We start from the raw sequence: 472 nt of genomic DNA, 5'->3' as shown, positions 1-472 counted from the left end.
GGTTCATCGTGAGCGATGCGTACGTGGCTCACCCAAACCCCGACCGCCATCGCAAACGGGCGTAAACAGTCCAACATCAGTAGCCTGATGCCCTGGAGTTACGCCAAACAGGTGTGAGCCACGCACCGCTTACAGGGCGTTGATCGTCCGAAGACTTGTGCGGCTTTGGCGGCTGCGGAATTGTTCCCTGTGATCAGACTGCGCTTACTGCGGCTCAAAAGCTGTGACTGAGCGCAAACCCAATGTAGGGATTTGGGTCACCGCCCTGTGCGCGATATCCCGCGTTCAACAAGATGTCTGGTCCGGGAGTATCCGAAGCAATCTGATAGGTCAGGCCAATATCGATTGGCCGCTCTGAGGGGATAATGTCCACAGTTTGCGAGGTTCGTGTCACGCCAGTGCTGTCTTGACCGGCCACTGCTGCCACCCTGTCTTGCGGGAGGTCGATTGAGATTTCGCCAGAGGAGATCTG

At 57.0% G+C, this 472-nt stretch carries 1 protein-coding gene; it reads right to left on the bottom strand.

Going from position 1 to position 472, the window contains the following annotated elements; genetic code table 11:
- Positions 1-214: 214 nt before the first annotated feature.
- A partial coding sequence (locus ACFWW2_RS12015) for a hypothetical protein (RefSeq protein WP_393928319.1) occupies positions 215-472 on the bottom strand: 258 nt, incomplete at its 5' end.

It is taken from the genome of Yoonia sp. R2-816, from assembly GCF_046762905.1.
Taxonomy (GTDB): Bacteria; Pseudomonadota; Alphaproteobacteria; order Rhodobacterales; family Rhodobacteraceae; genus Yoonia.
This window is presented reverse-complemented; position numbering and strand designations above follow the sequence as displayed.